General features: G+C 65.6%; 21 protein-coding genes. 6 read left to right on the top strand and 15 right to left on the bottom strand.

What is annotated here, in order from left to right:
* Position 1: 1 nt before the first annotated feature.
* The 7 genes from MKW15_RS18760 to MKW15_RS18730 form a co-directional block, all read right to left on the bottom strand.
* Entirely contained in the window at positions 2 to 1,174 is a 1,173-nt protein-coding gene (locus tag MKW15_RS18760) for an acyl-CoA dehydrogenase family protein (RefSeq protein WP_240860783.1), read from the bottom strand.
* On the bottom strand, positions 1,171 to 3,150 hold the full coding sequence (locus MKW15_RS18755) for an acetyl/propionyl/methylcrotonyl-CoA carboxylase subunit alpha (protein WP_240860781.1): 1,980 nt from the start codon (positions 3,148 to 3,150) through the stop codon (positions 1,171 to 1,173). Before MKW15_RS18755 ends, MKW15_RS18760 begins: the two co-directional genes overlap by 4 nt.
* 10 nt (positions 3,151 to 3,160) lie before the next feature.
* Positions 3,161 to 4,759 carry an acyl-CoA carboxylase subunit beta gene (locus MKW15_RS18750; protein ID WP_240860780.1) on the bottom strand — a complete coding sequence of 533 codons (1,599 nt, stop codon included), beginning with the start codon at positions 4,757 to 4,759 and terminating at the stop codon, positions 3,161 to 3,163.
* A complete protein-coding gene (locus MKW15_RS18745) occupies positions 4,756 to 5,916 on the bottom strand; it encodes an acyl-CoA dehydrogenase family protein (RefSeq protein WP_240860779.1) in 1,161 nt (386 codons plus the stop codon). Before MKW15_RS18745 ends, MKW15_RS18750 begins: the two co-directional genes overlap by 4 nt.
* Before the next feature lie 2 nt (positions 5,917 to 5,918).
* Positions 5,919 to 7,673 carry an acyclic terpene utilization AtuA family protein gene (locus tag MKW15_RS18740; RefSeq protein WP_240860778.1) on the bottom strand — a complete coding sequence of 585 codons (1,755 nt, stop codon included), beginning with the start codon at positions 7,671 to 7,673 and terminating at the stop codon, positions 5,919 to 5,921.
* Positions 7,670 to 8,470, bottom strand: coding sequence for a TIGR03084 family metal-binding protein (locus tag MKW15_RS18735; RefSeq protein WP_240860777.1), 801 nt, complete (start codon positions 8,468 to 8,470; stop codon positions 7,670 to 7,672). The genes MKW15_RS18740 and MKW15_RS18735 overlap by 4 nt, the downstream gene beginning before the upstream one ends.
* A gap of 249 nt (positions 8,471 to 8,719) precedes the next feature.
* Entirely contained in the window at positions 8,720 to 9,631 is a 912-nt protein-coding gene (locus tag MKW15_RS18730; RefSeq protein WP_240860775.1) for a PaaI family thioesterase, read from the bottom strand.
* A gap of 114 nt (positions 9,632 to 9,745) precedes the next feature.
* Between MKW15_RS18730 and MKW15_RS18725 the strand changes: the two genes are divergently transcribed.
* The 5 genes from MKW15_RS18725 to MKW15_RS18705 all read left to right on the top strand — a co-directional run bounded on the left by MKW15_RS18725 (position 9,746) and on the right by MKW15_RS18705 (position 15,026).
* Positions 9,746 to 10,228, top strand: coding sequence for a hypothetical protein (locus MKW15_RS18725; RefSeq protein WP_240860773.1), 483 nt, complete (start codon positions 9,746 to 9,748; stop codon positions 10,226 to 10,228).
* Positions 10,229 to 10,296: 68 nt separating this feature from the next.
* The gene (gene fadD1 / locus MKW15_RS18720; RefSeq protein ID WP_240860772.1) at positions 10,297 to 11,892 is read left to right on the top strand and encodes a fatty-acid--CoA ligase FadD1; all 1,596 of its coding nucleotides are present in this window, start codon (positions 10,297 to 10,299) and stop codon (positions 11,890 to 11,892) included.
* A gap of 1 nt (position 11,893) precedes the next feature.
* Positions 11,894 to 12,979: a TIGR03857 family LLM class F420-dependent oxidoreductase gene (locus tag MKW15_RS18715; protein WP_240860771.1), complete on the top strand. Its 1,086-nt coding sequence runs from the start codon at positions 11,894 to 11,896 to the stop codon at positions 12,977 to 12,979.
* The gene (locus MKW15_RS18710) at positions 12,976 to 14,013 is read left to right on the top strand and encodes an ecdysteroid 22-kinase family protein (protein ID WP_240860770.1); all 1,038 of its coding nucleotides are present in this window, start codon (positions 12,976 to 12,978) and stop codon (positions 14,011 to 14,013) included. Before MKW15_RS18715 ends, MKW15_RS18710 begins: the two co-directional genes overlap by 4 nt.
* Positions 14,010 to 15,026: an NAD-dependent epimerase/dehydratase family protein gene (locus tag MKW15_RS18705; protein WP_240860769.1), complete on the top strand. Its 1,017-nt coding sequence runs from the start codon at positions 14,010 to 14,012 to the stop codon at positions 15,024 to 15,026. Before MKW15_RS18710 ends, MKW15_RS18705 begins: the two co-directional genes overlap by 4 nt.
* Before the next feature lie 191 nt (positions 15,027 to 15,217).
* On the opposite strand, the gene MKW15_RS18700 is transcribed toward MKW15_RS18705, so the two are convergent.
* Genes MKW15_RS18700 through MKW15_RS18665 form a run of 8 tightly spaced genes read right to left on the bottom strand, consistent with a single transcriptional unit; the run spans position 15,218 to position 22,160 of the window.
* Positions 15,218 to 16,111, bottom strand: coding sequence for an SDR family NAD(P)-dependent oxidoreductase (locus MKW15_RS18700; protein WP_240860768.1), 894 nt, complete (start codon positions 16,109 to 16,111; stop codon positions 15,218 to 15,220).
* Positions 16,111 to 17,379 (bottom strand): hypothetical protein, encoded by a 1,269-nt coding sequence (locus MKW15_RS18695; protein ID WP_240860765.1) that lies wholly within the window; start codon positions 17,377 to 17,379, stop codon positions 16,111 to 16,113. The genes MKW15_RS18700 and MKW15_RS18695 overlap by 1 nt, the downstream gene beginning before the upstream one ends.
* Positions 17,380 to 17,385: 6 nt before the next feature.
* The gene (locus MKW15_RS18690; protein ID WP_240860764.1) at positions 17,386 to 17,928 is read right to left on the bottom strand and encodes a nuclear transport factor 2 family protein; all 543 of its coding nucleotides are present in this window, start codon (positions 17,926 to 17,928) and stop codon (positions 17,386 to 17,388) included.
* Between the two features lie 12 nt (positions 17,929 to 17,940).
* Positions 17,941 to 18,135: a ferredoxin gene (locus MKW15_RS18685; RefSeq protein WP_240860805.1), complete on the bottom strand. Its 195-nt coding sequence runs from the start codon at positions 18,133 to 18,135 to the stop codon at positions 17,941 to 17,943.
* Positions 18,136 to 18,140: 5 nt separating this feature from the next.
* Positions 18,141 to 19,511, bottom strand: coding sequence for a cytochrome P450 (locus MKW15_RS18680; protein WP_240860762.1), 1,371 nt, complete (start codon positions 19,509 to 19,511; stop codon positions 18,141 to 18,143).
* A complete protein-coding gene (locus tag MKW15_RS18675) occupies positions 19,508 to 20,335 on the bottom strand; it encodes an SDR family oxidoreductase (protein WP_240860759.1) in 828 nt (275 codons plus the stop codon). Before MKW15_RS18675 ends, MKW15_RS18680 begins: the two co-directional genes overlap by 4 nt.
* Positions 20,335 to 21,579, bottom strand: coding sequence for a cytochrome P450 (locus MKW15_RS18670; RefSeq protein WP_240860757.1), 1,245 nt, complete (start codon positions 21,577 to 21,579; stop codon positions 20,335 to 20,337). The genes MKW15_RS18675 and MKW15_RS18670 overlap by 1 nt, the downstream gene beginning before the upstream one ends.
* Entirely contained in the window at positions 21,579 to 22,160 is a 582-nt protein-coding gene (locus MKW15_RS18665; protein ID WP_240860755.1) for a TetR/AcrR family transcriptional regulator, read from the bottom strand. The genes MKW15_RS18670 and MKW15_RS18665 overlap by 1 nt, the downstream gene beginning before the upstream one ends.
* 81 nt (positions 22,161 to 22,241) lie before the next feature.
* Between MKW15_RS18665 and MKW15_RS18660 the strand changes: the two genes are divergently transcribed.
* Positions 22,242 to 23,708 (top strand): aldehyde dehydrogenase, encoded by a 1,467-nt coding sequence (locus MKW15_RS18660; protein ID WP_240860753.1) that lies wholly within the window; start codon positions 22,242 to 22,244, stop codon positions 23,706 to 23,708.
* Positions 23,709 to 23,778: the final 70 nt, after the last annotated feature.

Here is a 23,778-nt window from a genome sequence, read left to right as displayed (position 1 = left end):
CTCAGTACGACTTGGGCAGACCAAGGCTGGTCTGCGCCACGAAGTTCAGCACCATCTCACGACTGACCGGCGCGATCCGGGCGATCCGCGCCAGACTCAGCATCGGCGCCAAGCCGTACTCGCTCGTCAAGCCATTGCCACCCATGGAGTGCACAGCCTGGTCGACGATCTTCACACACGCTTCTGCCGCAGCGTATTTCGCCATGTTGGCGGGTTCCGCCGCACCCCAGTCGTCTCCGGCGTCGTACATGGTCGCGGCCTTCTGCATCATCAGCTTGGCCATCTCGATCTGCACCTTGCCTTCGGCGAGGGGATGAGCAATCGCCTGATGCGCGCCGATCGGGGTCTTCCACACCGTGCGGTTGTTCACATAGTCGACGGCCTTGTCGAGGGCGAATCGCCCCATCCCCACGGCCGAGGCCGCTGCCATGATCCGCTCGGGATTCAGGCCCGCGAACAGCTGGCTCAGCGCGGCGTCCTCGGACCCGACGAGGGCGTCGCCAGGAAGCCGGACGTCGTCGAGGAACAGTTGGAACTGCTTCTCCGGATTCTGCAGCTCCATGTCGATCATCGTGTAGTGGAAGCCCGGCGTGTCGGTGGGAAGGATGAACAACGCGGGCTTGAGTTTTCCGGTCTTGGCGTCCTCGGTGCGGGCGACGATCAGAACCGCCTGTGCTTGGTCGACACCGGAGATGAACACCTTCTGCCCGTTGAGAATCCAGTCGTCGCCGTCGCGGCGGGCAGTGGTGGTGATCTGGTGGGAGTTCGACCCCGCGTCGGGCTCGGTGATACCGAATGCCATGGTGATGGTGCCGTCGGCGAGTCCCGGAATCCACTGCTGCTTCTGCTCATCGGTGCCGAAGCGAGCGATGATGTTGCCACAGATGGCCGGTGAGACGACCAGCATCAGCAGCCCGGTGCCTGCGGCCGCGATCTCCTCCATGACGATGGCAAGCTCGTACATGCCCGCACCACCCCCGCCGTATTCCTCGGGGAGGTTGACTCCGATGAAGCCGAGTTTGCCTGCCTCGATCCACATCTCGTCGGTCTTGCGTCCCTCGCGGGCACACTCCCGGAAGTACTCCTGCCCGTACTTGGCGGCGAACGCGGCCACCGACGCCCGCAGATCGGCGCGTTCCGGACTCTCGACGAACGGATTGTCCACAGATGTCATGAGACGGTTTCCTCCTCAGGATCGGAAATGACGGCAAGGACATCGCCCAGTGCCAGTTGCTGTCCGGCGCTGACCTGCACCGTGGTCACCACACCGTCGGCCGGCGCCGACACCGTGTGTTCCATCTTCATTGCCTCCAGCCAGATCAGCGGCTGACCGGCGCTCACTCGGTCACCCTCGGCCACCGCCACACGGATCACCGAACCCGGCATCGGAGCGAGGAGCGAACCCGGCCGCTGCAGTGCCGCGGGATCGACGAAGCGCGGTCGACGCCGCAGTGTCACCGACGACGACGGTCCGTCGACGTACACGGTCTCGTCGTAACGGGCAACGGCAAGAGTCCGCTGCACACCGGACCTCGTCAGAGTCACCTCGGCGACACCGACTGCGACGACCTCCAGATCCGGATCGTCGGGAAGCTCGACACCGTTGCGCGAGAATCGATATCGAACGTCGACCTCGTCTACGCCGACGGTGAACCCCTTCATCGAGAACCCCGACGGCAGATTGCGCCAACCACTCGGCAGTCCAGGTTGCACCGTGGCCTCCGAACGGTTGCGCACAGCGTCGGACAGCGCCGCGGCGACCACCGCTTCCCGAACGTCGGTCGTGTCGGCCAGGGACCCCGAGAGCACCTCTAGACCGATCGACTCGATGAAACCGGTGTCGGTATCGCCCGCACGAAAACGCTCGTGGCGCAACGTGTTCACCAACATGTCACGATTCGTCACCGGCCCGTGGATACGCGCGCGGGACAACGCCGACGCGAGCAGCGCCGCGCTCTGCTCGCGAGTCGGCGCCCACGAGATCACCTTCGCCAGCATCGGGTCGTAGTACGTCGAGATCTCCGATCCGTCGGCGATCGACGAGTCGACGCGAATGCCCGGTCCATCGAGATTGCCGAATTCCGCTGCGGCAGGAAGCTCGAATGCGTGCACGGTACCCGATTGGGGCTGCCAGTCGGCGGCCGGATCCTCGGCGTAGAGCCGCACCTCGATCGCGTGTCCCGACGCCTCGGGCGGGGTCGGGTCGAGGTGTTCTCCCATCGCGACGCGCAACTGCCACGCAACCAGGTCGGTTCCGATGGTCAGCTCGGTGACCGGATGTTCCACCTGCAGACGAGTGTTGGTCTCCAGGAAGTAGAACCGCCCGGCGTCATCCGCCAGGAACTCGACCGTGCCCGCACCGGTGTACCCGATCGCCGACGCTGCGGCGCGGGCTGCGCCGAACAGCCGGTCACGAAGATCCCCGCCGACCCGCTCGACCAGCGGCGCGGGCGCCTCTTCGACGACCTTCTGATGACGACGCTGGATCGAGCATTCCCGTTCCCCGACCGCCCACACCGCACCGTGCTGATCGGCCATGATCTGCACCTCGATGTGGTGGCCATTGCGCAAATATGGCTCGCAGAAGACGGTCGGGTCACCGAATGCGGACTCGGCCTCGCGTGCCGCACCGGCAACCTGCTCGGCCAACTCGTCGAGCGTTTCGACGATGCGCATACCGCGGCCGCCGCCACCCGCCGACGCCTTGATCAGTAGTGGCAGATCGTCGGCCGTGACGGCAGCGGGATCGATGTTGCCGAGTACCGGCACTCCCGCGTCGGCCATCAGCTTCTTGGCGTTGACCTTGGAACCCATCGCCTCGATCGCCTGCGGTGGCGGGCCGATCCAGGTCAGGCCGGCGTCGAGCACAGCCTGCGCGAATTCCGCGTTCTCGGAGAGGAATCCGTAGCCGGGGTGGATGGCGTCAGCTCCCGCCGCCTGAGCTGCCGCGATGACCTTCTCACCGCGCAGATAGGTTTCGGCCGAGGTGGCGCCCGGCAGCCGGACTGCGGTGTCGGCGGCACGCACGTGCGGTGAATCGGCATCGGGGTCGGAGAAGACGGCGACGGTCGACATGCCCATGGTGCGGCAGGTCGCGAAGACCCGGCGCGCGATCTCGCCGCGGTTGGCGACCAGAACTCTGGTGATCATCGCTCGCCCCTCACATCCGGAAGACGCCGAAGTTCGACGTCCCCTCGGTCACTTGACTGTCGATGGCCGAAAGGCACAGTCCCAGGATGGTTCTGGTGTCACGCGGGTCGATCACACCGTCGTCGTAGAGCATTCCGGACAGGAACGCGGGTACCGACTCGGCCTCGATCTGCGCTTCGATCATCTGCCGCATCGCCGCATCCGCCGACTCGTCGACCGTGCCGCCTCGTGCCTCGGTTGCCGCACGGGACACGATCGAGATGACGCCCGCCAGCTGCGCCGCGCCCATGACCGCCGATTTCGCACTCGGCCAGGCGAACAGGAAGCGAGGATCGTACGCCCGGCCACACATTCCGTAGTGGCCGGCTCCGTAGCTGGCCCCCATCAGCACCGAGATGTGCGGGACCGTCGAATTCGACACCGCGTTGATCATCATCGAACCGTGTTTGATGATGCCACCCTGCTCGTACTCCTTGCCCACCATGTAGCCGGTGGTGTTGTGCAGGAACAGAAGTGGCGTGTCACTGCGATTGGCCAGCTGGATGAACTGGGCGGCCTTCTGCGATTCCTGACTGAACAGCACGCCCTGTGCGTTGGCGAGGATCCCGACCGGGTAGCCGTGAATCCGCGCCCACCCCGTGCAGAGCGAACTCCCGTACTCGGCTTTGAACTCGTCGAAGTCGCTGTCGTCGACGATCCGCGCGATGACGTCGCGCGGGTTGAACGGCACCTTGAGGTCGGCAGGCACGATGCCCAGCAGTTCCTCGGCGTCGTAGCGGGGTTCGATCACCTCGGCGACCGGACCCGTGCCACGCTTACGCCAATTGAGCCGGGCGACAACCCTTCTGCCGATCCGAATCGCGTCCTGCTCGTCCGCCGCAAAGTAATCGGCGAGACCCGATTGCCGAGCGTGCATCTGAGCACCACCGAGCGATTCGTCGTCGCTGTCCTCGCCGGTGGCCATCTTCACCAGCGGTGGACCGCCGAGGAACACCTTGGACTGGTTCTCGATCATCACCACGTGATCGCTCATGCCGGGCACGTACGCTCCACCCGCCGTGGAGTTGCCGAAGACCAGTGCGACGGTGGGGATGCCGGCCGCGGAGAGTCTGGTGAGGTCGCGGAACATCCGGCCGCCCGGGATGAAGACCTCCTTCTGCGTCGGCAGATCGGCACCGCCGGATTCCACCAGCGACACCACCGGCAGCCGGTTCTGGAGTGCGATGTCGTTGCAGCGAAGGATCTTCCGCAGCGTCCATGGATTCGACGTACCGCCCTTGACGGTGGGGTCGTTGGCGACGATGACACATTCGACGCCTTCGACGACGCCGATCCCGGTCACCACCGACGCCCCGACCTGGAAGTCGGAGCCGTAGGCGGCGAGCGGACACAGTTCCAGGAACGCCGAATCCTCGTCGACGAGCAACTCGATCCGTTCGCGTGCGGTCATCTTGCCGCGCTTGCGGTGTCGGGCGACGTACTTTTCACCACCGCCGGCGAGCGCCTTGTCGAACTCGGTCTGCAGGTCGGCGAGCTTGTGGCGCATGGTCTGTGCGGCCGCGCCATACTCGGGGGACGCCGGGTCGAGCGTGGACTTGAGCGCCGTCATCGTTGGTAACCCAATCGCTTGGCGGCCAGGCCGGACAGGATCTCGGTGGTGCCGCCACCGATCCCGATGATCCGCATGTCCCGGTATTGGCGTTCGACCTCGGTGCCGGTCATGTAGCCCAGCCCGCCGAACAGCTGAACGGCCTTGTCGGCCACCCACTCACCGGTCTCGACGGCGGTGTTCTTCGCGAAGCACACCTCGGCGATCAGGTCGTCGCCGGAGGTCACCTTGCGTTCGACAACCGCTCGTGTGTACGTGCGTGCGATGTCGATGCGGCGGGCCATCTCGGTGAGCGTGTCCTGCACGGACTGTCGTGCGATGAGCGGTTTACCGAAGGTCTCCCGGTCGCGTGCCCAGGCGAGCGTGAGGTCGAGACAGCGCTGCGCACTGGCGTAGGCCTGCACGGCCAGGCCCGATCGTTCCGTCACGAAAGCCGTGGCTATTTGGGCGAACCCTGAATTCTCCGGTCCGACGAGATTACTCACCGGCACGCGGGCATCGACAAAGGCCAGTTCGGCGGTGTCCGAACTACGCCATCCCATCTTGTCCAGTTTTCGGGTCACAGTGAAACCCGGTGTGTCCTTCTCGATCACGAGCAGTGACACGCCGCCGGCTCCCGGCCCTCCGGTACGCACCGCGGTCACGACGAAGTCGGCACGCACCGCCGAGGTGATGTAAGTCTTGGCGCCGTTGACGACGTAGTGGTCACCGTCGCGCACCGCCGAGGTCCGCAGATGTCCGACGTCGCTGCCGCCGCCCGGTTCGGTGATCGCGAGGCTGCCGATTTTCTCGCCGGCCAGCGTGGGCCGGACCCAGCGGTCGATCTGATCGGGATCGCCCGCACCGATCAGGTGCGGCAGCGCGATCCCGTGGGTGAACAGCGACGCGAACACACCGCCTGCGGCCCCCGCATAGTGGAACTCCTCACCCAGGATGCTGGCGTCGACGAGATCGCCGCCCGAGCCGCCGACCTCCTCGGGCACACCCAGCCCGAACAGACCCAGCTTGGCGGCCTCACGATGCAGGTCACGCGGCAGCAGCCCGTCCCGCTCCCAGTCGTCCTGGTGTGGCAGTACATGTCGTTCGACGAATCCCCTTACGGTGGACCGCAACTCGCGTCGTTCGGGGGTGTCCCAGATCGGACTGGTGATCGGCACCGTCACTCCTGCTCGGTTGTCTCGGGATCGGTTGTTTCTGTGAAGCTCAGCGGAATCGGCACCGGCCGCGATCGCAGCCACTCCCCCATGCCCTTGGCCTGCGGGTCGAACCGCACGTTCTCGGCGACGCCCCGGCCGAGCACTTCCTCGATCACGAAGTTGACGGCCAGCAGGTTCGGCAGCCGGTAGCGATGCACCGTCAGGTCGGCGACCTCCGGCAGCAACCGCTTGAGCAACGTCACGTCGAGGGTCTCGTCGAGCCAGTCGAAGTGATCGGGATCGCGCACCCACACACCGATGTTGGCACTGCCACCCTTGTCGCCGCTGCGGGCGCCGGCGATGCTGCCGAGGGGAACCATCGCGGCCGGTCCCCAATCGGTCGCCGACAGACCGGGTTCGTCGGGTGTGTCGGCAGGAACCTTGGTGCGCAGCGGACTTGGATCAACGAGCTGCACCACGCCGTCGTGCCGGGCCACCCGATGTTCGACGGACGCGGCGTCGACGTAGCCGGGCTCGAAAACACCGTAGGGCGTGCCGTTTCCGGGCGGGCCGGTCATCGTGAAGCCCGGATAGCTGGCCAAGGCCAATTCCACGGCCGTGCCGCTGAACGCCCGCCCGACCTGCTTTGCATCCGGATCGCGCGCCACACAACGCAACAGCGCGGATGCCTGCTCTTCGGTTTCGGCGTCGGCGTGATCGAGGCGGGACAGTTCCCAGCTGATCTCGGCGGGCGAGGTCGGCAGTGCCGCGAGGAACTGCTCCTTGAACAGCTCGGCCTTGGCCTCGATGTCGAGACCGGTGAGGATCATCGTCATCTCGTTGCGCACGCCGGCAAGATGATTCAGCGACACCTTGACGGTGTCTGGTGGTGGATCACCACGCACTCCGGTGATGGAAACGCGGTCCTCGCCTTGCTGTTCGAGGTGAACAGTGTCGAGGCGCGTCGTCACGTCCGGCCCAAGGTAGCGCGGACCTCCGACCTCGTACAGGAGCTGGGCGGTGACCGTGCCGACGGTCACCGCACCACCGGTTCCCTCGTGTTTGGTGATCACCGACGATCCGTCCGCGGCGATCTCGGCGATCGGAAAGCCGAGGCGCCCCATCTTCCCGGAACCCATGAGTTCGGTGAAGAACGCATAGTTTCCGCCGGTGGCCTGCGCCCCGCATTCGATGACGTGGCCGGCGACGACGGCGCCTGCGAGTGCGTCGAGATCGTCTGGCTCCCAACCGAAGGCGCTGACCGCCGGTCCGACGGTGAGCGATGCGTCGGTCACTCGTCCGGTCACGACGACGTCGGCGCCGGCGTCGAGCGCGTCGGCGATCCCGAACCCGCCCAGATACGCGTTGGCCGTCAACGGGTTCCCGAGCCCGAGTTCGGGGGCTCGCTTCACCAGGTCGTCGCCCGCGACGAAGGCAACCTCTGCATCGACGCCGACCTTGTCGGCAAGCTCGCGCAACGCGACCGCCAGTCCGTGCGGATTGAGGCCGCCCGCGTTGGCGACGATGCGCACCCCGTTGTCCATCGCGAGCCCGAGGCAGTCTTCCATTTGCCGCAGAAAGGTTTTCGCGTAGCCGAGGGACGGGTCCTTGAGCTTGTCCCGCCCCAGGATCAGCATGGTCAGTTCGGCGAGGTAATCGCCGGTGAGGTAGTCGAGTTCGCCGCCCTCGAGCATTTCCCGCATCGCCGAGAAGCGGTCGCCGTAGAAGCCGGATGCGTTGCCGATGCGGATCACCGATGGCCTCTGCCCGTTCGTCATGCATGTCCCTTCGAGTTGGCGGCGCGCCGTCCGGTCCCGGGCGGACCGGCGAAACACTGTGCGATCGAAGCCCATTCGATTGCGTCGTCACCGGTGATCGTGAGGTCGAGGTCGGCGAGCGCCCGACGCTGGGTCACGAGCCGACAGAAGTCTTCGGCCGGCCCGCGCACGACGTCGGTCGCGTCGTCGGGCCCCCACGTCCACACGTCGCCGGAGGGCGCGACGATCTCGTAGCGGAAAGGCGCCGTCGGTGGCGTCCGACCGTTCACCATGTAGGCGTAGTCGCGGGTACGAACACCGATGTGCACGACCCCCTTGATCCGATCGGTCGCCGGCATCGTCACACCGAGGGCGTCGGCGACGTCGAGGCCGTGCGCCCAGGTCTCCATGAGTCGTGCCGTCGCCATCGACGCCGCCGACATCGGGGGCCCGAACCACGGGATCTTCACACCGTCGGGCACCGCGACCAGAAGATCTGCGAGCTTGGTGCGCACCGCGCGCCAACCGTCGAGGATCTCGGCTGGGGATGCAGCGGCACCCGCATCGGCGGCGTCGTCGACAAACCCCGCAGGATTCTGCGCCGCCGCCGCGAGGGCCTCGTTGAAGGCGTCAGGATCGGACGCCGCCAGCGCAGCCGCCTCGTCGGTCCAGGCGAGGTGCGCGATCTGGTGTGCGATGGTCCACCGCGCCGCCGGCGTCGGCGTCGCCCACGCCTCAGGCGCGAGGTCGGCGACCAGCGCATCGAGTTGCTGCGATTCCGCCTCGAGATCGGCCACGAGCTCTTGCACGATCGACATGAGACCAGCGTCACACGGGGCGCCAGAAAAATCAAGCACGCATGATTGTTTTACAACCTGCGCCTTGCCCTTCCGCCGACTGACACCATCCGCTGGCTGAGGTGCGAGCCTGCGAGCCTCGAAGCCCCTGGTGCGCTGAAAATGTCCTCTCACCAGGCCCTTCGAGGCTCGTCGCTAGCGCTCCTCGCGCCTCAGGGAGCGGTGAAAGGGTCCGCGTTCACCTCAACACGCAGTGCGCAAGGTTAACGCTCAGCAGTAGTGGACGTCGGCCGTCCCGCGGCTGAGGAGCGCGCCGTCGTGCGAGGTCAGGGTGACTTCGAAGGAGCCGATGCGGCGGCCGAGTTTGATCGGCACCACCTCGGCGACCACATCCCCACCGTGCACCGCTGGTGACCGGTAGAAGCCGACCGCGAGGTCGGCCAGCGTGTAGTCCTGGCCGGGGGCGGTGTGTGCTTGCCCGGCGAGCGAGGCCGCCTGGCCGACGATCGTCGCGATGACACCGCCGTGCATGGTGCCGAACATGTTGCCCATCCACGGTTCGGTCCGGACCCGAAGCCGGACAACCGTGTCGCGACCCTCGCCCTCGATCTCGACCGCCCCGTTCAGCAGTTCGACCAGCGGCCCGGGTGACCGCACACCCGACGCCAACTGCGTGACGATGTCGTGTCCCGGCAACGACGGCTCGATGGCGAGCGGCAGCAGTGCGCCGTCGGCATCGGCACAGTCCGGAATGTCGCCGCCTGCTTCGTCTTCGAGCGATGTCGGCAGCTCGGCGGATCGTCCGACGACGGTGTTGCGGGCGCTGCCGACGCAGCACACCCGGCCGGTCGACGTGCGGATCTCGACGCGGGTGACGCCCCACTGGTCGTCGTGCGTGGCGAGGTCGGCACTGCACGACAGGCGGTCGCCGACGTCGATGTGGCCGAGTGCCGAGAGGGACAGACGGGCCTGGATCGTGAAGCCGCCCGACTTGAACTGCTCGAGCTGATAGGGGATGCCGCCGAGGTGGTCGAACAGGACGCCGAGAGCGGGCAATTCGATTCGCCCGCGATGGTCGGCGAAACGGGCGGTCAACTGCTGTTCGGCGATCGCGCCGGTGTCGCCGGCACGCTCGAGGTGGCCGACGTGGAAGGTGGCCAACGGCTCGCGGAGCGGACTCATGAGAGTTATCTATCAGGACGCGCGTCCACACCGAGAACCGAGGAGGTCTTGAGGAGATGCAGGCCACTCCAGTATTGTGAGCCTCAAGTGTGGCCAAAGTGACAGGAGATACAGATGAGACTCAGGGGATTTATCCTCGCCGGCGCGACCATGGCGGCCGGAGCGCTGACGATGTGCACGCTTCCGGTCGCGTCCGCAGCGCCGGATCGAACGTCGCCCAAGCCACCACCCATCGCCGCCCAACAGGTCCCGAACGCCGGCATCACGGTCTCCGACCGGGGGATCACCGACGTGTTCGCCGTCTCCCTGGGTGTCGCTCTGGCACCCCAGGGTGCGACTCGGATCGCGGCGGTTCCGCGCGCCGACAATGCGTGTCGTACCAATCTCAAGGACGCCCGGATGGCGGTCACCTGGCGAAACACCCGCACCGGCAAGATGGGCGACGAGGTGTTCCCAGTGTGTGCCGGCCCGCGTTCGATGCCCGGAGCCACGATCAAGACCGGGCTCGGACGGATCTCGTTCACCACCACGATCCTGGGCAAGCGCACGCAGACCTTCACGATCATTCCCGGTTCGGGGTCGTTCACTCGCCGGTGACCACCGCCGAGTAGACAATTTTCGAAATCTGTACACACGAATCGAGAACACGTTCTAGATTTGGCCGCATGGCCGACACAGTCACCCAGCTTCTCCATGCCCGCGCCGACGACGACAACCTCGCCATCACCTACGACGGCGGCACGTGGTCGTGGCGCGAGTACATCGCCGACGCCCAGCGCATGGCTGCAACCGTCCTTGCCGCTGCCGACACGGGTCGGCCGATGCATGTCGGCGTACTGCTGGGGAACACTCCGGACATGCTCATCGCCCTTGCCGCGGGAGCGCTCGGCGGCTATGTGACGGTCGGGGTCAACAACACCCGACGTGGCGACGGTCTCGCGGCCGACATCAAGCGCGCGGATTGTCAGATCCTGATCACCGACGCCGAGCATCGACCGCTGCTCGACGGCCTCGACCTGCCCGATGTCACGATCTTCGACACCTCGTCGTCGCAGTGGGCCGATCTGCTCGCCGATGCCACAGACCTGACGCCGCATTCGATACCGACGGCGACCGACACCTTCATGCTCATCTTCACGTCCGGCACCAGTGGCAACCCCAAGCCGGTTCAGTTCGCGCACATGATGATTCCGTTCGCCGGCCCGGTTCTGGTGGACAAGTACAGCGTCGGTCCCGGCGACGTCTGTTACCTGTCGATGCCACTGTTCCACTCGGCCGCACTCATGGGCGGCTACTGCGTCGCACTGTGCGGTGGCGCCGCGATGGCTCCCGCCAAGTTCTCCGCGTCGACCTTCCTGTCCGACATCCGGCGGTACAACGCCACCTACATGAACTACGTCGGCAAACCACTCGCCTACATCCTCGCCACGCCCGAGCAGGCCGACGACGCCGACAACTCGCTGCGGGTCGCATTCGGTAACGAGGCCACCGACCGCGACATCGACGAGTTCTCCCGGCGTTTCGGCTGCACCGTCTGGGACGGCTTCGGCTCAACCGAACTCGCCATCATCATCACCCGCGAACCGGGCACGCCGCACGGGTCGATCGGCAAGGGCTTCCCGAATGTCGCGGTGTACAACTCCGCGACCGGAATAGAGTGTCCGCGAGCAGAATTCGATGCCAACGGCGCTCTGGCGAATGCCGACGAGGCGATCGGCGAACTCGTCAACATCGACGGCGGCGGCATGTTCATGGGCTACTACAACGACGCCGGTGCGACGCAGGAACGCCTGCGCGACGGCAAGTACTGGTCCGGCGACCTCGCGTACAAGGATGCCGACGACTGGATCTATCTCGCCGGACGTACCGGCGACTGGATGCGCGTCGACGGCGAGAACCTGGCCGCCGGCCCGATCGAGCGAATCCTGTTGCGTATCCCCGAGATCAACCGTGTGGCCGTGTACGCTGTCCCCGACGAGCACGTCGGCGACGCGATCATGGCTGCGGTGGTCCTGCAGGACGACGCCGACTTCGATCCGGACCACTTCGCCGCGCAACTCGCCGACCAGGCCGACCTGTCCCCCAAGGCGTGGCCGCGCTTTGTCCGCATCGCCGACGACCTCCCCACCACCGCGACCAACAAGATCCTCAAACGTGCGTTGAAGACCGAGGGCGTCACCGCGGGCGACGGCACCCTGTGGGTCCGCGAACCCCGTTCGCGCACTTACCGTTCGGCGGTCACTGCCGGCAATCCGGCCTGACATGACCGGACCTCTGGCCGAACTGGGCTACTACGCACTCTCCCGCCACCCGGTGACCCCGGCCGAGCTCTTCGCCGAAGCGCGCATCGCCGACGAGATCGGACTGGGGACCGCGTTCGTCTCCGAACGGTTCAACATCAAGGATGCGCCGACGCTGTGTGGCGCGTTGGCAGCAGCGACAGATCGACTCGGAATCGCCACCGCGGCAACCAATCACAACACGCGACATCCCATCATCACCGCAACGATGGGCGCGACGATGGGTGAACTCTCGCAGGGGAGATTCGCGCTCGGCCTGGGCCGAGGCATCGCCGCGCAGTGGCAGATCCTCGGCATCCCCGACGTGACCGGTGCACAACTCTCCGACATGTCCGCGGTACTGCGTCGTTTGTGGTCTGGGGAGATGGTGATCGGGCACGACGGTCCGATCGGCTCCTACCCGCTACTGCACCTCGGGGTGAAGCTCGACGCCCCACCGCCGATCATGCTGGTGACGATGAGTCGTCGAACCCTGGAGCTCGCCGGTCAGATGGCCGATGGCGTTGTGCTGCACACCTTTCTGAGCGCCGATGCGACTCGGCGCGCCGTGGGCCACGTCCGCGCCGCCGCGCAGCGAGCCGGGCGTGACCCCGCGTCGATCCGCATCTGGTCGGTCCTCGCCACCGCCACCGACGACCTCGACGAAAACGACCGGATGCGCCGGCTATACGGGCGGTTGGCGACCTATCTGCAGGGCTACCCGGGCCCGCTGATGGCCGCGAACGGTTGGTCGGATGCCGATCTCGAACGTGTCCGTGCCACCGCGGCTTTCACCAACGCCCGCGGACCGATCGACGCGACCGCGACCGTCGACGAGCTCGCGGAGCTGGCCGACGCCATCCCCGATGCCTGGGTGTCCGATTCGGCGATCGGCGACGCCCATGGTGCGGCACGATCCGTGGCTGCCCAATTCGATCTCGACGTCGACTCGGTGATCCTGCACGGCGCGACCCCGACCGAACTGACGCCGGTCGTCGACGCTTACCGGCAGATCCGACCGGAGACGACGCGAAAACTGCCCACGAATCCCGGAAGGATGACTCCGTGAGCGCGATACCCACCGCCGCAGACGATCTCACCGCCGAGCGGCTCACCGACATCCTGCGCAGCGCCGACCATGACGCCGAAGTCACGTCGGTCTCGGCCGAACCGGTGGGCACTGGGCAGATGGCCGGGTCGTATCGGATCCGCCTGACCTACGCCGAGGCCTCCCCCACGCTGCCCGACACCATGATCGCCAAGATGGCCACCGGGCCACAAGATCAGCGTGACTTCGCCTGTGGAGCATTCCGCAACGAGGTCGGATTCTACCAGGACCTCGCGAGCACCTTTCGGGTGCCGGTGCCACGGCACTTCGGTTCGGTCATCTCACCTACCGGCGCCGAGTTCGTGCTGTTGCTTGAAGACATGGCCGACGCGCGTCAGGGCGATCAGATCGCCGGATGCACACCGGCGCAGGCGGAATCGGTGGCGATCGCGGCCGCCGGCCTCCACGGCCCACGATGGAACGACGCCGACCTCATCGACCGTTTCCCACTGCCCACCGACGACGACCGGGCACTCATGGAGTCCGTGCTCGAACCGATGGCCCAGGTCTACCGCGACCGATTCGCACCGGTCGGCATCGACGACGGCGCAGTGGAGTGGCTGGTGGCGCAGGCGGGCGACTGGCTGGTCACACCGCAACGCAGCGTCGCCCTCGTCCACGGCGACCTGCGCATCGACAACGTCCTGTTCGGCGCCGACGACACCGTCACCATCATCGACTGGCAGACCATCGTTTCCGGTAACCCACTGCGCGACATAGCCTTTCTCTTGAGCACGAGCCTCACGGTCGACGATCGACGTGCGCACGAACGCCGGATCGTCGCCGCATACCATGACGCGCTCCTGTCACACGGGGTGTCGGGATACTCGCCCGAGGAATGCTGGGACGACTACGTCGCCAACTTCATCCAGGGACCGCTGATCGTGGTATTCGGCTCTGCGGCAGCCCAACCGACCCCGCGCGGCGACACGATGTTCGAGACAATGCTGCATCGCAGCGCAACGGCGATCGACGACCTGGTGGCGAGCCGATGAAGCTCGTCATCGGTGGCAACGGATTTCTCGGGTCGCATCTGGTCCGACAGTTGTTGGCTGACGGTTCCGACGTCCGCGTGTTCACGAGGCCGACAAGCGATCTGCGCGGACTCGCGGATCTCGACTTCGAGCACGTGACCGGCGATCTGTTCGACACCTCCTCGATCAGGAGCGCAATGCAGGGCTGCCGCACTGTCTTCTACTGCGCGGTCGATACCCGAGCATGGCTCTCGGACCCGGCTCCGCTGTTCCGCACCAACGTCGAGGCCATTCGCAACGTTCTCGACGTGGCCACCACATCCGGACTCGATTCCTTCACCTATACGAGCACCATGGCGACGATCGGTCGTCATCCCGGCCGGATCGTCGATGAGACAGACGACTTCAACTGGGACGACTCCGCGACCGACTACGTCAGATCGCGCGTTGCCGGCGAACGGCTGGCCCTCGGCTATGCCCACGACGGCCGAGTTCCGGTCGTGGCAGCATGTGTCTCCAACACCTATGGCTCAGGCGACTGGCAGCCCACTCCACACGGGTCATTCGTGGCGGCGGCCGCATTGGGCAAGATGCCCTTCGGAGTTCGTGGCATGAAGGCCGAGGCCGTCGCCGTGGACGACGCCGCCACGGCGTTGACTTCCGCCGCCGATCGGGGACGACCGGGCGAACGCTACATCGTGTCCGAGCGTTTCATCGATCTCGGCGAGGTGATCACCACCGCAGCTCGAGCGGCCGACGTACCCCCACCGCGCCTCGTGCTGGGCAAGGCCGCGTTGTACGGAGCCGGCGCGGTCGGCACCGCCCGCGCTCGGATCACCGGCCGCTCGCAGCGCCTGAAGATCGACACCGTCCGGTTGATGCACCACATGTCGCAGATGAGCCACGCGAAGGCTGAGACCGAACTGGACTGGCACCCACGCCCGGTCACCGACGCCATCGCCGATGGTGCCCGATTCTGGCTGGAGCGCGAGCGCAACCGTACTGAGGCCAAGGAGTCGCCTTCCGCCGGCTGAGGCGTTGCCCTGAGGAGCGAGCTTGCGAGCGGCTTTTCTACCGATGGCTGAGGTGCGAGCGAAGCGAGCCTCGAAGCCCCCCTGGTGAGATGACATTCGTTGTCTCACCAGCCCTTCGAGGCTCTCGGCTGGCGCCTCGAGCACCTCAGGGAGCGGAAGGAGTCGGTTGTGCGATGCCTGATCGACGCACGTCACCCGAGCAACTCGGCCAGTTCCTCGAGGCTGTACGGCGCGCTGTCCTGGTGGTCGCGGTAGGCGACGAAGCTGGCCTGTTGCGGTTCGAATCTGCCGATGAATCCGCCTGATGCGCTGAAGATCTGGCCGGAGATGTGGTCGGCCGCGTCGCCGGCAAGGAAGGTGTACAGCGGTGCGACGTACTCGGGCGGTGCCGGGTCGAGCGCGGCGTCACGAGTGAGTTCGTCGAGGATGCCTCGCTCGTGCAGACTCTCGATGTGGCGCACGTAATCGTCGCCACTGGACAATCGCGATTTCGCCCCCGGCATCACGACATTGATCCGCACCCCGTGTGGTGCGAGGTCGGAGTTGGCCGCGAGCGCCAATGCGTTCACGCCACCCTTGGCCGCCGGATAGCCACTGCCGCCGAATAATCCGAGGGAAGCGGCCGATCCGGTGAGCACGATGGACCCCGACCGTTGTTCGGCGAACACCCGGCCCGCTGCCTGCGTGATGTGGAAGGCGCTCATCAGGTGGGCGTCGATCTGCTCGCGGAAGTCTGCGGTGTCGATGGTGAGGATCGTCGATCCGGCCGGTTCGGCAATGCCGGCACAGTTGATGGCGATGTCGAGCGCCCCGAACTCCGAGAGCGCGGTGTCGACCATCTGTTGTGCGACACCGTCATCGCCCGCGGATCCGCAGACCCCGACCGCATACCCGCCACCACCGCGGATCTCGGCCACCGTGTCGTCGACCGCACTCTTGTCCCGGCCGTTGACGACCAGCGAAACACCCTGCCCCGACAGCGCATACGCGACGGCCAGACCGATCCCGCGGGTGGCGCCGGACACGATGGCCACCCGCCCGGACAGTCGGGCGGTCACCGGTGGTCTCCCCTCACCGCCCGGCATCAGGCCGAACTGCCCACGGGCGTGATGGGTATCGACCGTCCACGATCGGTGAACTCGAACGTCGAGCCGGAACTGAAACGTGCGATGGCCACCTCACCAGACTCCTTGTGCGCACGCTCCCCTACACGGAAGCGCACCTCGAGTCCGGCGTCGGTCTGCGTGGAGTCGGCGATCTCCCAGTGCTCGTCGACGGCGGTCGCGATCGCCTGCAGCGGTTCCAGATGGTCACTGTCGATCAGGCTGAGCCAGCCACCGTCGTCCACCGCGGCCGACGAAGACGGAATGGTGACCACCACGTCGTCGCCATCGGCCCGGACTGTGACACCCGTGTACTGAACGGGCCCGAGGCACGGATGCAGGGCTATGACCGACGCGAGACCGGCGGCGTCGCGCGGCAGATCCAGTGCCTGCCGTAGCCGGTCGGCGGCCAGGCCGGCGATCCCGGTGAGCTGCTTACCGTAGATCTCCCGCGCCTGTTCCTCGGTCTCGGCCTGGCGCCGAACACTCCACAGGAATCCGAGAGCCAGCAATTGATGTTGCAAGGCAACCTCTTCGGCGATCCGGACCAAGGCCGTATGCGACCACTCACGGAACTGGATGTCCTCGAACAACGGACCCCGGTAGTCGACGAAACCGTCCGTGGCCGACTCGTCGATCGGCGACAGGGCCACCGAACCCGCTTGGGTGGTGAACATGTCGACGGCGTCGGCCGGCAATGGCAGTTCGTCGCGATCCGGTTCTATGGTCACCGTCCACGCGCAGTGCGGGTGACGGTCGACGGGCCGTCGTGGCGGACGATGGATCGGCCGGATCCGCGCACGACGGTTGGTCGCGATCGCGGTGGCGTCGAAGGTCGGGTCCTCGATGTCGTGACACATGGTGGTCACGTAGTCATCACCCATCGGCTCGACGTCCATCAGCGCGCCACAGTGATTCAGCACGAACGAGCCGTGGTAGCGGTCCTCGATCTCGTAGCGGAAATCCATGAACTGCGGCGGCGCACCGATGTCGAGCTGGAGGCATTTGAACATGTCCTCCACGCCGTCACCGTCGATACCCAGCGCCGCGCGCATGCGGTAGGTGTACACCGGGCTCGCGGCCATCCACTCCTCGATGGCCACCTGACCCATCACATCCCGTCCGAAGGCACTGATGAGATGGGCCATGCCGCTGCGGTCGATCATCTGACCCGAGAGCAGGAGCTCGGGCACCAGGGTGGCGAGCTGAGGTTGACTCAGACCTGGGTAGGTCGGGGCTGTTTGAGTCACGTCAGGTCACCAGAACGCGACGGGCGCCTTGCCGAACGGATACCAGCCGGGCTGATCGCCGGTGGCCTTCTCGATCCGCTTGAGCATGCCGTCGCTCATCGCGTTGTTCTTCAGCATCTCGATGAACAGTGCCGATACGTTTCCATAGTCGAAAAAGTCTCGCTGCCACGAGAACTGGAAGTTGCCGCCGTACTTGAACCAGCTTCCCTGGATACCTTCGAGCGCGTATTGGGTTCCGTCCTCACGCTTGCCCTCGTACACCTGCTTCCACAGGCCGATCATGGATCCGGTCTGGTCGTCGATGACCCATTCCTGGTAGGGATATTCCCAACCTTCGAGGCCTTCCATTTCCTGGCCGAGTGCGATATCGCGGATCTCGTCCCGACCGACGGCCATGAAGTCCTTGTCCGGACCGTAGTTCCACCCGTAGGTGGCGTCCTCGGTGTAGAACTCCGCCAACGGTTTCCAGTCGCCGGCCTTCTCGGCCTCGATGTTGGCCGCGAGCCAGCGCTCTTTCATCTCTTCCAGTTCGGCACGATCAAAAGGCATTGTCACTCCACTTCATTCGTTCTCGATGATTCGCAAGGCCTGGGTCGGGCAGTAGTGCACGCCTGCCTCGACCTCCTCGCGCTGACTTTCGTCGGGATGGTCGTTGAGGATCTCCACGTGGTCGGAATGTGCCTCGAAGACGTCGGGGGCCTCCATCTCGCACATACCGTGTCCTTGGCAGATGTCGAGATCGACCTCGATGCGCATGGCCGTCATGCTCCTGCACCTGCGGGAGCGTCGGTACGACGACGATACTTCACGCGGCACGGCTGCTGGAGCTGAACGACCATCTTGGAGTGGTCGTTTCGGTAGGACTCCGACGGCTGGAGCATCTCGAACTCGTAGTTCTGGAAGAGCACCGAGAAGATCGCCTTGAGCTGCATGATCGCGAATTGTGCACCCACACAACGGTGCCGGCCGGCACCGAACGGAATCCACGTCCACCGGTTCACCAGATCCTCTTGGCGCGGCTTCACGTAACGGTCGGGATCGAAGGAGTCCGGATTCGGGAAGTCCTCGGGCAGCCGGTTGGACACCGCCGGCGAGACAGCGATGGTCTGGCCTGCCTTCACCTCGAAGTCCTCGATGTGAAAGTCGTGCTGTACCAAGCGCATCAGGATGATCAACGGAGGGTGCAGTCGCAGAGCCTCCTTGAGCGCGTTCTCGAGCAGCGGCATCTGCCTGGTGTGGGCAAACGTGTACTCCGGTCGTTCGCCGGCCGGTGTGTCACCGTAGATCTCGTCGAGTTCGTCGTAGACCCGCTTCATGTAGTCGGGGTTGCGCAGCAATTCGATCAGTGTCCACGCCGCCGTTCCCTGCGTGGTGTGATGGCCCGCGAACATCATCGAGATGAACATGCCGGTGATGGTGTTGGCATCGAACCCGACCTGGATCAGGATGTCCATCAGATCGCGATCTTCTTTGTCTTCAACAGGATTCGCGACCCGCTCGTCCATCACGCCCTGGATGAACTCGACGAGCTCGGCGCGCGCGGAATCGCGCTTGCGGAAGCTCTCGATGTCGGCGTGCATGTCGACATAGGCGATAGGGTCGGTGCCCTTCTCCAAGTCGTGGAACAGCTCGGACACATGCTTGTTGAGCTGTTCGCGGAACTTCCGGCCGATCAGGCAGGCCGACGACGTGTACAGAGTCAGCTCACCGAAGAACTCCAGCAGGTCGATCTCACCTTCGTCGCCCCAGCCGGCGATGATGCGTTCCACCTCGTTGGGGATGGTGACCGCGTGCTGCTTCATGTGCGGGCCCTTGAGGGCCGAGTTGTGAATCGCCTTGGACCGCTCCTCCGGGCTGGCGTCGAACACCACGCCCTCGCCGAACACCGGAGTCATGAACGGATAGGCGGCGGCCTGGTCGAGGTCTTCCTCGGGCGCACGGAAGAACTCCTCGTTGGCCAGCGCGCCGGAGACGAGGACCACTTCGCGGTCGGCGAGCTGGAACTGGCCGACGTCGCCGCATTCCTCCCGGACCCGCCAAAACAGCGAGATCGGGTCGGTCGCCAGCTCGTCGAGGTGGCCGTGTTCTCCGTCACCGCCGGAGACACGTTTGGGCTTGGTGAGTGCGGTCATGAGCCGGCTCCGTTCGGTGTTGTCGAATCCTGGGTTTTCTGTTCGCGTTTCGCTCGCGGAATGGCGCCTTCGGCCTCGACCTCGACGGAACGCATGTGCGCACCCCGGGGCATCGTGACCATCGCGGCAACGGCTTGCGCAATATGTTCTGGTGCAAGGAAATTGCCGTGCCGGGCCAGCCCGTGTTTGATCCAGTCGTTGAGCATGTCCTCGGTGTCCTTGGGGTCGAGGTTCATACCCATCCCGGTCAGGGTCTGACCCGGACGAACCACCCCCGCGCGCACTCCGGTGCCCTCGAGTTCGAGTTGGATGGTCGCGACCAGTCCGTCGATCCCCGACTTCGCGGCGACATACGCCGACGACCACGGACGCGGACGAATGGCGACGTCGGAACCGATGAACACGAAATCGCCACGCGTGCGGTCGATCATGCCACCGATCACGGCCCGGTAGATGCGGTAGGCGCCGGTGAGGTGGATGTTGATCTGCGCGGCGAATTCCTCGGGCAACGTGTCGTAGGAGAGGCCCACGGCCAGGTCGCCGGCGCCCGCCACCACGATCTCCAAGGAGCCGAGTGCGGCTTCCGCCTTGGCGACACAATCGAGCACGGACTGCTCGTCGGTCACATCGAGCGGAACCGCCACTGCCTCACCACCGTTGGCGGTGATCTTGTCTGCCAACTCCTGCAGCTTCTCCACCCGACGGGCCGCCAGCGCAACCGGATATCCGGCTGCGGCAAGCCATTCGGCCGTCGCGGCGCCGATACCCGACGACGCGCCGGCGACCAGGACCGGACGACGGTCGGGATGAGGAATGTAGGCCATCAGCGCACCTGCACTTTCACCGGAAGCTCCGCAAACCCACGTACGTTCACCGAATGCACGCGCACCGCGTTCTCGATGTCGATGTCGACCGATTTGATTGTCTTGACCACCTCGGCGAGGCCGACGTTGGACTCAAGCCGGGCGAGATGCGCACCGAGGCAGAAGTGTGCGCCCATACCGAAACTCATCAGGGCCTGGCTGCAGTCCCGCCCGATCTGATAGCGGTCGGCGTCGGCACCGAAGACATCTTCATCGCGGTTGGCCGAGCCGACGAGCAGGAGCACACGATGCCCCTCGGGAATCACGAGATCGCCGTAGGGCGCATCCTGAACGACGCGTCGCAGCACCATCTGAGTCGAGTTGTCATAGCGCAGCGTCTCCTCGGTCCAGTCCGGCACGAGAGCCTGATCGGCGAGCACCTTGGCGAGTTCATCGGGATTCTGCCAGCCCCAATACAGCGCGTTGGCAAGCAGTTTGGTGGTCGTCTCGTTCCCGGCCACCACCATCAGCACCATGAAGCCGACGATCTCGTCCTCGGTCAGCTTGGTGTTCTCGCCGGTCTCGTCGTCCTTGATCTCGGCCTCGATCAGCGCCGACACCAGATCCTCGCCCGGGTTCTTGCGCCGGTCGGCAATCAGCGCCGAATAGTACTTGTGCAGTTCGAGATACGCATAGATCGCGGCTTCCGGGATGTCGAGGACACCCTCTTCGCGGTGTAGCAACAGATCCGACTGGTGCCGTAGATGCGCGCGGTCGGCAACCGGCACTCCGAGCAACTCCGAGACCACATCCATCGGCAGCAGACCGGCAAAGTCTGCGACGTAGTCGAACTCGCCCTTCTCGAGGCAGATATTCCAATGCTGCTGCGTCAGTTGCTCGATGCGTTCGGAGAGCTCGTTGACGCGGCGCGGCGTGAACCCCTTGGACACCAGCTTGCGAATACGCATGTGCTTGGGATCGTCCATCGCGAGAAACGACATCGACTTGTGTGCGTCGGGACCGTAGGACGACGGATCCATCGACACGCCCCAGCTGTTCGACAGGCGCACCGTGTCGCGGAAACCGGCCCGCACATCTTCGTGGCGCGCCAACGCCCAGAAGTCCATGTCGGCGTTGTAGTACACCGGCGCTTCGTTGCGTAGCCGAAGGTAGGTCGGATACGGATCCTCGTGGAAGTCATAGGCATAGGGATCGAACGGGAGGCGTTTCTCCATCCCGTCGGTCCCGAGGGTGATCTCGGTCATCACTTCTCCATCAGTAGATGTGCGGCTGCGACAAGACGTTCGGAAGTCTGCTCGTAGGTCATGTGCCCCATGCCGGCGTGCACGAGGCCGCCGGCGTAGATCATTTCCAGCGCGTCGAGCAGCGGGCCAGGATTCTCCGGGTCCACTTCGAGTGCTTCGGCCAGCCGTACGCGGATGAACCCACCGATGCGGAGGCGCAGGTGCTCGACGTCGGGGTCGGTGCCCAGCAGCGCCATGGTCACCGCACCGCCGAGTTGCCCTTCGCCGGCCACCACCATCGACACCTCGCGCAGCACCTGCGCGACGCGCTCGGTATGGGTCGCGGTGGGGTCCGGCTCGGAGACCCCGGCAGACAGTCGGCGCCAGAACACCTCCGCCACCAGGTGGCTCTTCGACGAGAAGTAGGTGTAGGCGGTCGCGGGCGCCACCCCGGCCAACTTGGCCACCGACCGGACGGTGAGTCCGTCGAATCCGTCCTGGTTGAGGATGTCGACGGCTGCATCGGTGAGCTTGGTGACCGTCTCCGCCTGCTGCTGTGTCAGGCGCCGACGAGTGGATTCCTGAGATACGGGACTGGACATGTGAGCGAGGCTACACTAGGTTTGATCACGAGTCCAGACACCTGTCCAGATGGTAGTTCAGTCACTATGGGAGCCCAGACCATGGCACTACGCCCCGCATCCGCGTCGGATCTGTTGATCGACGGCAAACTAACCCCAGGCCAGGGTGGTGTCTTCGACATCGTCAACCCGGCAACCGAAGAGGTCATCGGCCAGGCCGCAGACGGCACCGCCGACGACATGTCCGCGGCGATCGCCGCAGCACGCAACGCCTTCGACAACACCGACTGGTCGCGCGATCACGCGCTGCGTGCGCGGTGCCTCCGCCAGTTGCGCGACGCCCTGCTCGGGCACGCCGACGAGTTCCGGGCGCTGGCCACCGAGGAGATCGGGTGCCCGGCCTTCCTCACCGGTGGGCCGCAGTTCGAGGGTCCCGTCAACGATCTGGGCTACTTCGCCGATCTCGCCGACAACTTCGCCTGGACCGAGGACCTCGGCAACGCCAAGCCGATGGGCCTGAAGAATCATCGCGAGATCCGACGCGAGGCCGTGGGGGTCGTCGGTGCGATCACCCCGTGGAACTTTCCTCATCAGATCAACTTCGCCAAGATCGGTCCGGCACTGGCCGCCGGCTGCACCGTGGTGCTCAAACCCGCACCCGACACCCCATGGGCCGCCGCTCTCGTCGGCAAGGTGATCGCCGAGGAGACCGACCTCCCGCCCGGCGTCATCAACATCGTGACCTCCAGCGACCACGCCGTCGGCGCACAGTTGTCGACCGATCCCCGAGTGGACATCGTGTCCTTCACCGGGTCGACGGCGACGGGCAAGAAGGTGATGGCCGCCGCGTCGGAGTCACTGAAGAAGGTCTTCCTGGAACTCGGCGGCAAGTCGGCGTTCATCGTCCTCGACGACGCCGATCTCGGCGGGGCCTGCGCGATGGCCGCCTTCGCGGTGGTCACCCATGCCGGCCAGGGCTGCGCGATCACCACGCGTCTGGTGGTTCCGCGCGAGAAGCTCGACGACGCCATCACGGCAACCCGAGATGCCCTGGCGGGCTTGCCTGCCGGTGATCCCACCGACGGCGGCACCATCTGCGGTCCGCTGATCTCCGCGGTCCAGCGCGAGCGCGTCGAGTCCTACATCGCGCTCGCGAAGGAAGAGGGCGGCACCATCGAGATCGGCGGCGGCCGTCCCGCCGACAAGGAGAAGGGATTCTTCGTCGAGCCCACTCTGATCTCGGGTCTCGACAACTCCGCGCGCGTCGCCCAGGAGGAGATCTTCGGGCCGGTGCTGGTGATCATCCCCCACGACGGCGACGACGACGCGATCCGCATCGCCAACGACTCCCCCTACGGACTATCAGGCATGGTCTACGGCACCGACGAAGACCGAATCAACAAGGTGGTCAACGGTGTTCGCACCGGGACCATGGGCATCAACGGCGGCATCTGGTACTCGGCCGACGTCCCGTTCGGCGGCTACAAGCAATCCGGCATCGGCCGCGAGATGGGTGTCGCCGGTTTCGAGGAATACCTCGAGACCAAGGCCGTCGCCCGCCCCGCTTAGCAATCACCCCACCCACCACGCTGGTCGAGCCGACACCGAGCCCCTGGGCGAGGCGTCGCGTCGAGACCAC

The organism is Gordonia gummivorans (assembly GCF_022513585.1).
Lineage (GTDB): Bacteria > Actinomycetota > Actinomycetes > Mycobacteriales > Mycobacteriaceae > Gordonia.
This window is presented reverse-complemented; position numbering and strand designations above follow the sequence as displayed.

What these genes read in the sequence shown, in the direction of transcription:
- MKW15_RS18740 (WP_240860778.1), bottom strand. Translation starts at nt 7,673, where the DNA reads ATGACGAACGGGCAGAGGCCATCGGTGATCCGCATCGGCAACGCATCC.
- MKW15_RS18755 (WP_240860781.1), bottom strand. Translation starts at nt 3,150, where the DNA reads ATGATCACCAGAGTTCTGGTCGCCAACCGCGGCGAGATCGCGCGCCGG.
- fadD1 (WP_240860772.1), top strand. Translation starts at nt 10,297, where the DNA reads ATGGCCGACACAGTCACCCAGCTTCTCCATGCCCGCGCCGACGACGAC.
- MKW15_RS18725 (WP_240860773.1), top strand. Translation starts at nt 9,746, where the DNA reads ATGAGACTCAGGGGATTTATCCTCGCCGGCGCGACCATGGCGGCCGGA.
- MKW15_RS18690 (WP_240860764.1), bottom strand. Translation starts at nt 17,928, where the DNA reads ATGCCTTTTGATCGTGCCGAACTGGAAGAGATGAAAGAGCGCTGGCTC.
- MKW15_RS18700 (WP_240860768.1), bottom strand. Translation starts at nt 16,111, where the DNA reads ATGCCGGGCGGTGAGGGGAGACCACCGGTGACCGCCCGACTGTCCGGG.
- MKW15_RS18735 (WP_240860777.1), bottom strand. Translation starts at nt 8,470, where the DNA reads ATGTCGATCGTGCAAGAGCTCGTGGCCGATCTCGAGGCGGAATCGCAG.
- MKW15_RS18685 (WP_240860805.1), bottom strand. Translation starts at nt 18,135, where the DNA reads ATGCGCATCGAGGTCGATCTCGACATCTGCCAAGGACACGGTATGTGC.
- MKW15_RS18665 (WP_240860755.1), bottom strand. Translation starts at nt 22,160, where the DNA reads ATGTCCAGTCCCGTATCTCAGGAATCCACTCGTCGGCGCCTGACACAG.
- MKW15_RS18730 (WP_240860775.1), bottom strand. Translation starts at nt 9,631, where the DNA reads ATGAGTCCGCTCCGCGAGCCGTTGGCCACCTTCCACGTCGGCCACCTC.
- MKW15_RS18715 (WP_240860771.1), top strand. Translation starts at nt 11,894, where the DNA reads ATGACCGGACCTCTGGCCGAACTGGGCTACTACGCACTCTCCCGCCAC.
- MKW15_RS18675 (WP_240860759.1), bottom strand. Translation starts at nt 20,335, where the DNA reads ATGGCCTACATTCCTCATCCCGACCGTCGTCCGGTCCTGGTCGCCGGC.
- MKW15_RS18750 (WP_240860780.1), bottom strand. Translation starts at nt 4,759, where the DNA reads ATGACGGCGCTCAAGTCCACGCTCGACCCGGCGTCCCCCGAGTATGGC.
- MKW15_RS18670 (WP_240860757.1), bottom strand. Translation starts at nt 21,579, where the DNA reads ATGACCGAGATCACCCTCGGGACCGACGGGATGGAGAAACGCCTCCCG.
- MKW15_RS18680 (WP_240860762.1), bottom strand. Translation starts at nt 19,511, where the DNA reads ATGACCGCACTCACCAAGCCCAAACGTGTCTCCGGCGGTGACGGAGAA.
- MKW15_RS18760 (WP_240860783.1), bottom strand. Translation starts at nt 1,174, where the DNA reads ATGACATCTGTGGACAATCCGTTCGTCGAGAGTCCGGAACGCGCCGAT.
- MKW15_RS18705 (WP_240860769.1), top strand. Translation starts at nt 14,010, where the DNA reads ATGAAGCTCGTCATCGGTGGCAACGGATTTCTCGGGTCGCATCTGGTC.
- MKW15_RS18660 (WP_240860753.1), top strand. Translation starts at nt 22,242, where the DNA reads ATGGCACTACGCCCCGCATCCGCGTCGGATCTGTTGATCGACGGCAAA.